Origin of the sequence: Neisseria sp. HMSC070F02 (assembly GCF_001814225.1) — a bacterium.
Lineage (GTDB): Bacteria > Pseudomonadota > Gammaproteobacteria > Burkholderiales > Neisseriaceae > Neisseria > Neisseria meningitidis.
Window position 1 is genome coordinate 1 of sequence record NZ_KV815345.1, and the last position, 7,918, is coordinate 7,918.

Consider the following 7,918-nt stretch of genomic DNA (forward strand, 5'->3'; position numbering starts at 1 on the left):
TCCCACTTCCGTGGGAATGACGGTTCAGTTGCGTAGGACTGGGGCGTCGAAAGGGGCGGATTCGATGGATTCGATGAAAACGGTAGAAATGTGGGATTGATGGAAATGGCAGGCTGAAGCCCATCCTACAGCCCGCTGATTCCCCGGCACCGATGCCGTCTGAACCTTCAGACGGCATCCAAAACCCGGTATTTCAAGGCGGGCAGGCGGTTGCGGACGCTGTTCAGGCGGTTGGCATCGATGTCTGCCGTAACAACGCCTTCGCCTTCGGGCAATACGTCCAACACGTCGCCCCACGGATCGACAATCATGCTGTGTCCGAACGTGCGCCGTCCGTTTTCGTGCAAACCGCCCTGTGCCGCCGCCACGACGTAACATTGGTTTTCGACGGCACGCGCGCGCAGCAGCAGCTCCCAATGCGCCTTGCCCGTCGTGTGCGTAAACGCAGCGGGCAGCATCAATACGTCAAACGGCAGCTGGCGGCGGAAAAATTCGGGAAAGCGGACATCGTAACAAATACCTGCCGCCACCGGCACGCCCTCTGCCGACAAGTGCGGCACTTCCCCGCCCGCGCGGATGGTATCGGCTTCGGCATAGCGTTCGCCCAAACCGGAAAAGCCGAAGAGGTGCATTTTGTGGTACAGCCCCGTCCGTTTGCCGTCGCGCCCGTACACCAATAAAGTATTCATGACCTTGCCCGCCTCGGGGCTTTGCAGCGGCACGGTTCCACCGAACAGCACCACGCCGCATTCTTTCGCCGTTTCGCTCAATGCCGTCTGAAAGCGTCCGCCGCCCAAAGGCTCGGCAAGCGCGAGTTTGTCGGTATCGTTTGCGCCCATCAGCACCCAATATTCGGGCAGCAGCACCCAATCCGCACCCTGCTCCTCCGCCCGTGCGACCAGGCGTTTCATGGCGGCGACGTTGGTTTCCGGCGACACGCCCGACACCATCTGCACGGCGGCAACTCTGATTTTGTCCATTTCTTCTCCTTTTTCCTGCCGACCTTGCGGCATATTCCGCCGATAGGCTACCATGACGGTACTTTGCGAAAACCGTTTACACAAATGCCCATTTTGAACCATATTGCCCTCATCGGTGTAGGGCTGATCGGCGGTTCGTTCGTTCTCGACCTCAAAAGGCAGGGACTCGTCCGCACCGTTACCGGTATCGACACCGACCGCGACAACCTCGAACGTGCATTGGAACGCGGCGTGATTGACCGGGCTTCCGTTGCCATCGACGCAGACAGCATCGGCGGTGCGGACTTGGTACTGATTGCCACGCCCGTCGCCACCGTTCCTGCCATTTTGACCGCGCTGCGCCCCGTTTTGCCGGAACACACTTGGATTTCCGATGTCGGCAGCACCAAATCTTCGGTCATCGAAGCCTTCCGCCGCTGTCTGCCCGACCGCCTGCACCACTGCATCGCCGCCCACCCGATTGCCGGTTCGGACAGAAGCGGTGCGCAAGCCGCGCAGTTCGGGCTGTTCCGCCACAGAAAACTCATCATCACGCCACACGGCGGCGAACATTCAGACGGCATTGCCTTGATAGAAAACCTGTGGCACGCGGTCGGGGCGGAAATTTATACGATGGACGCGCAACGCCACGACGCGGTTTTCGCCGCCGTCTCCCATATGCCCCACCTGACCGCCTTCGCCTATGTCCACCAGATTCTCGACCACCCCGACGGACAGGAATATCTGAAATTCGCCGCCACGGGCTTTCGGGACTTCACCCGCATCGCCTCCGGTCATCCCGCCGTGTGGGCGGACATCTGCCTTGCCAACAAAGACAGCCTGCTGCAACTGGTTCAAGGCTTGGGCAAACAGTTGGACGTTTTGGCAAACATCCTGACCACCGACGACCGCGAAGCCCTGTACCGCTATTTTGAAGAAGCCAAAACCACACGCGACCGCTGGCTGGACGGCAACTGACCGCCCTGCCGTCTGAAAAGCAAACCGCCCAGACCCGAAATCTGCGGCGGTTTGTCTCAACCGGGCCTGCCGTCCGAACGCGGACGAATCAGCCAAGGAATATACTTCCACGCATACACCAAAAGCGCGAGTGCAAACAAAACCGAAGAGGTGCGTATGCTGTGCGTGTAGGCAGTGCCGGAAGAAAATACGGCAACCATACGGACGGCGGTTGCCGCCATCATCAGCCAAAACGCAAACGGAACGGATTTGGGCGGCGGATAAATCGGATTGCCCGTATGACCGAGCGCGGTACGCGCCATCATGCCCAAAGTCAGCACGCCGATACCGCCGACCCCAATCAGATGCACACCCAGATTGAGGAAAGCGGGTTTGAAATAAGACGCGCCGACCGCAATCAGCCCCAATCCGGTAAACAGATAGCCGGCAAACAGAATCCACAGCATCGGCTCTTTCAACACAGGCTTATACCACCAGCGGTACACCTGCACGGTAAAAATCACACCTGCCGCAAACGCGAAAGCCGCCGACAGCCAAGGCATCACGCCGTGCGCCATCAGCATGGCGGTCAGCATGGGCAGCCACAGCGAAGCCTGCGCCACCCATTTCGGACTGGGAATCTGCGGCACATTCAACCGTTTGGACGTAAAAAACGAAATAATCCGCGTACCAATCAGACCGATAAAACCCGACACCATCACCAAGCCCGACTGCAATCCGCTCAAGAGTCCGCCTAGGTTGCCGTTGTGCAGCTGGACGTGGAACGCCGCATGCGTGCCGCCCAAGACGAACAGCGCGAACACGGCAACATAGTTGCGTTGATTCTGCGAACGGATAACGGGCAAAGCCATGCACACCGCGCCGTACCAGAAAAACAGCGTACCGAGTATGCCGCTTGCCGACGCACCCCAACCCGGGATAAAGGCGGCAATCCGCGCAGCCAGCCAAAAGATAGTCAAGCCGACCAGAACGCCGCCCCGCGTGGGCGGCTGCCCCGTCCAAGTGGCGACGGCGGTCAGCAGGAAGGCGACGACGACCAGTCCGGCATAACCCCAAATCATCTCATGCGCGTGCCAATAGAAACCGGACAGCTCGTGCGTTCCCGTGTAGCCGAAACCCCACAGCAATACGGACAATGCGCCGTACAGAGCCGCCAGCGAATAAAATGGGCGGAACGCCATTGCCCAGACGGGGTGCTTGGTAAATTTCATGTGTGTTCCTTGTTTATCATTAATATATTTGCCGCAAAACGGAATCATGCCGGCAAAAACGGTTCGGCGGCGGGAAACAGCTCGCGTTCTTCAAAGCGCGCGTGGTCGCGCAGGGTTGTGGCAAAAGCGGTATTCCACGCCGCGTTACCGTATTCGGGGCTTGCCATCATCTGCCGCAGTCGGGCGTGGTCTTTCTCGAAACGTTGTTTCAATTCGGGGGCGACATTCTGCCAAATTGGGGCAAACTTGGCTTCTTCTTCGCGAAAATGGGTTTCCAATTCGGCAAAATGCGGTTCGAGTTCGTCCCGATGCCTTTCTTCCGGCGTCCGCAACAGACGCACGCACAGGGAAAGCGAATGGTGGTGGTCACGCGAAAGCCCGATAAGGGCGGGATGTCGTTTCAACGGTTTCATGATTTTGAGTTACAATAACAAATTATCAAACGGTAGCGCGGATGTTTCAGACGGCATACCGCCGCAGACAGGCTGCATTCTACCGCCCCGACGGACAGGGTTTCAACCATTAAGGTATTGTCCGTGAACCTTAAACCGTACCGATAAGAATAACAATCCATACCGAGAAAATCATGTATTTGACACAACATACGGACTACGGGCTGCGCGTCCTTATCTACACTGCCATCAACGACGATGCGCTGGTCAACATCAGTACCATCGCCGTAACCTACGGCATTTCCAAAAGCCATCTGATGAAGGTCGTTACCGCGCTGGTCAAAGGCGGCTTCCTCCACAGTGTGCGCGGAAAAGGCGGCGGTCTGCGGCTTGCCGCACCGCCCGACCGCATCAACATCGGCTCGGTTGTCCGCCACCTCGAACCGATGCAGCTGGTCGAGTGCATGGGCGAGAACAACGAATGCCTGATTACACCGTCCTGCCGGCTGACGGGCATACTCGGCGGCGCGATGAAGTCGTTTTTCACGTATCTGGACGGTTTCACGCTCCAAGACCTGCTCAACAAGCCGACCTACGACCTGCTCTACGAACCGAGAATTCCGATTGCGGTGCAGTAATGCATCAAAATGCCGTTTCAAACGGATATTCCGACCGAGCGCGATACGCGCCGGCATTTCGGACTGCCGCCGGCAAGGCGCGCAATGCCGTCTGAACAGCCGATGCTTCAGACGGCATCGGTTTCCCTACAAACCGAACACCGCCGTATCGCCACAACCCCGGCGCACCAGTTCCGTGCCGTCGGTCATATCGACGACGGTGGTCGGCTCGGTTCCGCACCAGCCGCCGTCAATCACCAAATCGACGGCGTGTTCCAAACGCTCGCGGATTTCATAAGGATCGGTCAATGGTTCGCCGTCTTCGGGCAGCATCAGGGTGCAGCTTAAAAGCGGCTCGCCCAATTCCCCCAGCAGGGCTTGTGCAATGGCATTATCGGGAATACGCAGCCCGATGGTTTTGCGTTTCGGGTGCAGCGTGCGCGCCGGCACTTCCTTCGTCGCCTGCAAGATAAAGGTATAAGGCCCGGGCGTGGCGGCTTTAAGCTGACGAAACTGTACGTTGTCAATTTTGGCGTACGTGCCCAACTCGCTCAAATCGGCGCACATCAGGGTCAGGTGGTGTTTCAAATCGATTTTGCGGATGGAGAGTATGCGTTCCATCGCCGCCTTATCGCCGAGTTTGCAACCCAAGGCGTAACACGAATCGGTCGGATAAACCACCACGCCGCCTTGATTGACGATTTCAACCGCCTGCTTGATGAGGCGTTCTTGGGGATTGTCGGGATGAATAGCGAAAAACTGTGCCATGGTTTGTGTCCTTATCGTCATGTTTTCCGTATTGTACGCCCAAAATCCAAACAAAATGCCGTCTGAAAATTTCAGACGGCATTGTGCGGACTCGTCCCTTTTTTGGCTACAAGATGCCGGCAAGTTCGGCAGTGTCGCAGGCAATCATCAGTTCTTCATTGGTCGGGACAACCAAAACAGCCGGAGAAGAATCGGTCGGGCTGATAATACCCGAATTGCCGTAGCGTTTGTCCATATTGGCTTTAGTGTCGATGTGCAGACCCAAGAAATCAAGATAGGAAACGGTTTTGGCTCGGATATTACGTGAGTTTTCGCCAATACCGCCGGTGAACACGAGTGCGTCAACGCCGCCGCAGGCCACAGCCATCGAAGCGATGTATTTGGCGAGGCGGTAGGTCATGACTTCGAGGGCGAGGCGCGCGCCTTCGTGGCCTTCGTCGGCGGCGATTTCGAGGGTGCGGCAGTCGTTGGAAAGTTCGGAAATACCGAGCAAACCTGATTTTTTGTTCAGCATTTCATCCACTTGGGCAACATCCATCCCGGCGTGGGAAGTCAGATAGCTGTATACGCCCGGATCGATGTCGCCGCAACGTGTACCCATTACCAAACCTTCGATCGGCGTGAAACCCATACTGGTATCGACGGATTTGCCGTTTTTGATGGCGGTAATGGATGCGCCGTTGCCTAAGTGGGCAATAATCATGCGGATGTCTTCCAAAGGTTTGCCCAAGATGCGTGCGGCTTCAGGGGCAACGTAACGCATACTGGTGCCGTGGAAACCGTAGCGGCGGAAAGCGTATTTTTTACGCAACTCGCGCGGCACGGCATAAGTGTAGGCACGCTCCGGCATGGTTTGGTGGAACGAAGTATCCATCACGCCGACATTGGGCAGACCGGGGAAATGTTCCTGTGCGGCAAGGATGCCGCTGATGTTGGCGGGGTTGTGCAGCGGCGCAAGCGGAATGCAGGCATTGAGTTCGTCCATTACGGCCTGGTCGATCAAAACAGACTCGCTGTATTTTTCGCCGCCGTGGGCGATGCGGTGGCCGATGGCTTTGATGCGGTCGTGCAGACCGTGTTTTTCCAGTTCGTTCAAAAGCATACCCACCGCGCCGGCGTGGCAATTTCGGCCGCTCAGGGGAACTTGGCGTTTGTTGCCGTCTTTGTTGAACGTAATGACGGCTTCGGGCGTGGTCAGGCGTTCGCCGAGGCAGCTTAGGACGACGCTGCCGCTTTTTCGGTCGATAACGGCGCCTTTGAGCGATGAACTGCCGCAGTTCAGAACGAGGATGAGTTGGTCGGACATGATGTTTCTCCTTGTAGTTTGTGGTTGTTTTTTTGGTGTGGGGTCGTCTGAAAAAGGCAGACATCAGGCGCAAGGTGTTTCAGACGGCCTCTTTGGGCAAAGCGTATGCCGCATTTTCTATCGTTATTCCGTCCCCGCCTACGCGAGGACAGGCTGTGGCGGGAATCCAGAATGTAGAACTCACGAAACCTGTTTTCCCCTACCAATCCTCCATATTGACAGGTCTAGATTCCCGCCTGCGCGGGAATGACGGTAATACGGGAAGCTGTCTTTTATCGGGGTTTCCGTGTTCTTCCTTGTGATTTGCCGCCTTCCGCCACAGGGCAAGGGAAAGGAATGGTCAGTGATTTGATGTTTACTTGTTTTTCAGACGACCTGTTTATGGCTCGCGGGCAAACCCATGCTACGTCAATTTAAAAACAATCTTCCGGCACCCTGACCCAACCTTCCATCATCACGCGTGCGCTGCGGCTCATAACCGCTTTGGTGGCCGTCCATTGTCCGTCCTGACATTCGGCGGCTGCACCGACGCGCAATGTGCCGGAAGGATGCCCGAAGCGCACTTCTTTACGCGTTCCGCCGCCTGCGGCAAGGTTGACCAGCGTACCGGGCACGGCGGCGGCGGTCGCAATGGCAACAGAGGCGGTACCCATCATCGCGTGGTGCAATTTGCCCATGCTCAGGGCGCGTACCAGCAAATCGATGTCGGCGGCATTCACGGTTTTGCCACTGGAGGCGGTGTAATCGGCGGCGGGCGCGACGAAGGCGACTTTCGGCGTGTGCGCGCGAGCGGCAGCTTCGGATACGTCGCTGATCAGACCCATTTTCAGCGCACCGTAAGCGCGGATTTTCTCGAATTTTTCCAAAGCCGCGGCATCGTTGTTGATGTCGTCTTGCAACTCTTTGCCCGTGTAGCCCAAGTCGGCGGCATTCAGGAAAACGGTCGGAATGCCCGCGTTGATGAGCGTGGCTTTCAAACGGCCTATATTCGGCACATCAATTTCATCGACCAAATTGCCGGTTGGGAACATACTGCCTTCACCGTCGGCTGGATCAAGAAATTCGATTTGTACTTCGGCTGCCGGGAACGTTACGCCGTCGAGCTCAAAATCGCCTGTTTCCAAAACTGCGCCGTTTTGCATCGGTACATGGGCAATAATGGTTTTGCCGATGTTTTTCTGCCAGATTTTGACCGTGCAGATGCCGTCTGAAGGAATCTTGCCTTTATCGACCAAGCCTTGCTCGATGGCAAATGCGCCCACGGCGGCGGTGAGGTTGCCGCAGTTGCCACTCCAATCGACAAAAGGTTTGTCGATGGAAACTTGCCCGAAAAGGTAATCGACATCGTGATCGGCGCGTTCGGACTTGTCCAAAATCACCGCCTTGCTGGTGGACGAGCTGGCGTTGCCCAAACCGTCTATCTGCTTGCCGTAGGGATCCGGGCTGCCGAGTACGCGCAAGAGGATTTTGTCGCGTGCGCTTCCCGCTTCCCGCGCCGCCTCGGGCAGGTCGGAACGTTTGAAAAACACGCCTTTTGATGTACCGCCACGGTAGTAAACGGCGGGAATTTTAATTTGCGGCATTTCTAGATTCTCCTTATGTAGCGTGGGCTCTGCCCACGATTTTTATAGTGGATTAGGCTGCCACTCCGACCAAAGCCGTTTGATTCCGCAAACTGTCGGGGTTC

Annotated in this window: 8 protein-coding genes; 2 read left to right on the forward strand and 6 right to left on the reverse strand. The window is 56.8% G+C overall.

Annotated elements, in window-relative coordinates:
* Positions 1-167 precede the first annotated feature (167 nt).
* The gene (locus tag HMPREF2959_RS00535) at positions 168-980 is read right to left on the reverse strand and encodes a carbon-nitrogen hydrolase family protein (protein WP_002241134.1); all 813 of its coding nucleotides are present in this window, start codon (positions 978-980) and stop codon (positions 168-170) included.
* A gap of 84 nt (positions 981-1,064) precedes the next feature.
* On the opposite strand from HMPREF2959_RS00535, the gene HMPREF2959_RS00540 reads away from it, so the two are divergent.
* On the forward strand, positions 1,065-1,937 hold the full coding sequence (locus HMPREF2959_RS00540) for a prephenate dehydrogenase (protein ID WP_002233573.1): 873 nt from the start codon (positions 1,065-1,067) through the stop codon (positions 1,935-1,937).
* Between the two features lie 56 nt (positions 1,938-1,993).
* Here HMPREF2959_RS00540 and HMPREF2959_RS00545 read toward each other — a convergent pair whose 3' ends face one another.
* Both HMPREF2959_RS00545 and HMPREF2959_RS00550 read right to left on the reverse strand, forming a co-directional pair.
* Positions 1,994-3,148: an NnrS family protein gene (locus HMPREF2959_RS00545; protein ID WP_070696223.1), complete on the reverse strand. Its 1,155-nt coding sequence runs from the start codon at positions 3,146-3,148 to the stop codon at positions 1,994-1,996.
* 44 nt (positions 3,149-3,192) lie between these two features.
* On the reverse strand, positions 3,193-3,561 hold the full coding sequence (locus tag HMPREF2959_RS00550; RefSeq protein WP_002216547.1) for a hemerythrin domain-containing protein: 369 nt from the start codon (positions 3,559-3,561) through the stop codon (positions 3,193-3,195).
* A 173-nt stretch (positions 3,562-3,734) separates the two neighbouring features.
* Here HMPREF2959_RS00550 and HMPREF2959_RS00555 point away from each other — a divergent pair, with 173 nt between their 5' ends.
* Positions 3,735-4,178, forward strand: a complete 444-nt coding sequence (locus HMPREF2959_RS00555; protein WP_002216546.1) for an Rrf2 family transcriptional regulator — start codon at positions 3,735-3,737, stop codon at positions 4,176-4,178.
* A gap of 126 nt (positions 4,179-4,304) precedes the next feature.
* On the opposite strand, the gene HMPREF2959_RS00560 is transcribed toward HMPREF2959_RS00555, so the two are convergent.
* From HMPREF2959_RS00560 to prpF, 3 genes are all read right to left on the reverse strand, one after another.
* On the reverse strand, positions 4,305-4,925 hold the full coding sequence (locus HMPREF2959_RS00560) for an L-threonylcarbamoyladenylate synthase (RefSeq protein WP_002233571.1): 621 nt from the start codon (positions 4,923-4,925) through the stop codon (positions 4,305-4,307).
* A 106-nt stretch (positions 4,926-5,031) separates the two neighbouring features.
* Entirely contained in the window at positions 5,032-6,231 is a 1,200-nt protein-coding gene (locus HMPREF2959_RS00565) for an acetate kinase (RefSeq protein ID WP_002243273.1), read from the reverse strand.
* 413 nt (positions 6,232-6,644) lie between these two features.
* Complete coding sequence (gene prpF, locus HMPREF2959_RS00570; RefSeq protein ID WP_002212510.1) at positions 6,645-7,814, reverse strand: 2-methylaconitate cis-trans isomerase PrpF; 1,170 nt, start codon at positions 7,812-7,814, stop codon at positions 6,645-6,647.
* Positions 7,815-7,918 lie beyond the last annotated feature (104 nt).

Bases quoted from the DNA above. Each gene is read 5' to 3' on its own strand.
- HMPREF2959_RS00535 (WP_002241134.1), bottom strand. From the start codon at position 980: ATGGACAAAATCAGAGTTGCCGCCGTGCAGATGGTGTCGGGCGTGTCG.
- HMPREF2959_RS00540 (WP_002233573.1), top strand. From the start codon at position 1,065: ATGCCCATTTTGAACCATATTGCCCTCATCGGTGTAGGGCTGATCGGC.
- HMPREF2959_RS00545 (WP_070696223.1), bottom strand. From the start codon at position 3,148: ATGAAATTTACCAAGCACCCCGTCTGGGCAATGGCGTTCCGCCCATTT.
- HMPREF2959_RS00550 (WP_002216547.1), bottom strand. From the start codon at position 3,561: ATGAAACCGTTGAAACGACATCCCGCCCTTATCGGGCTTTCGCGTGAC.
- HMPREF2959_RS00555 (WP_002216546.1), top strand. From the start codon at position 3,735: ATGTATTTGACACAACATACGGACTACGGGCTGCGCGTCCTTATCTAC.
- HMPREF2959_RS00560 (WP_002233571.1), bottom strand. From the start codon at position 4,925: ATGGCACAGTTTTTCGCTATTCATCCCGACAATCCCCAAGAACGCCTC.
- HMPREF2959_RS00565 (WP_002243273.1), bottom strand. From the start codon at position 6,231: ATGTCCGACCAACTCATCCTCGTTCTGAACTGCGGCAGTTCATCGCTC.
- prpF (WP_002212510.1), bottom strand. From the start codon at position 7,814: ATGCCGCAAATTAAAATTCCCGCCGTTTACTACCGTGGCGGTACATCA.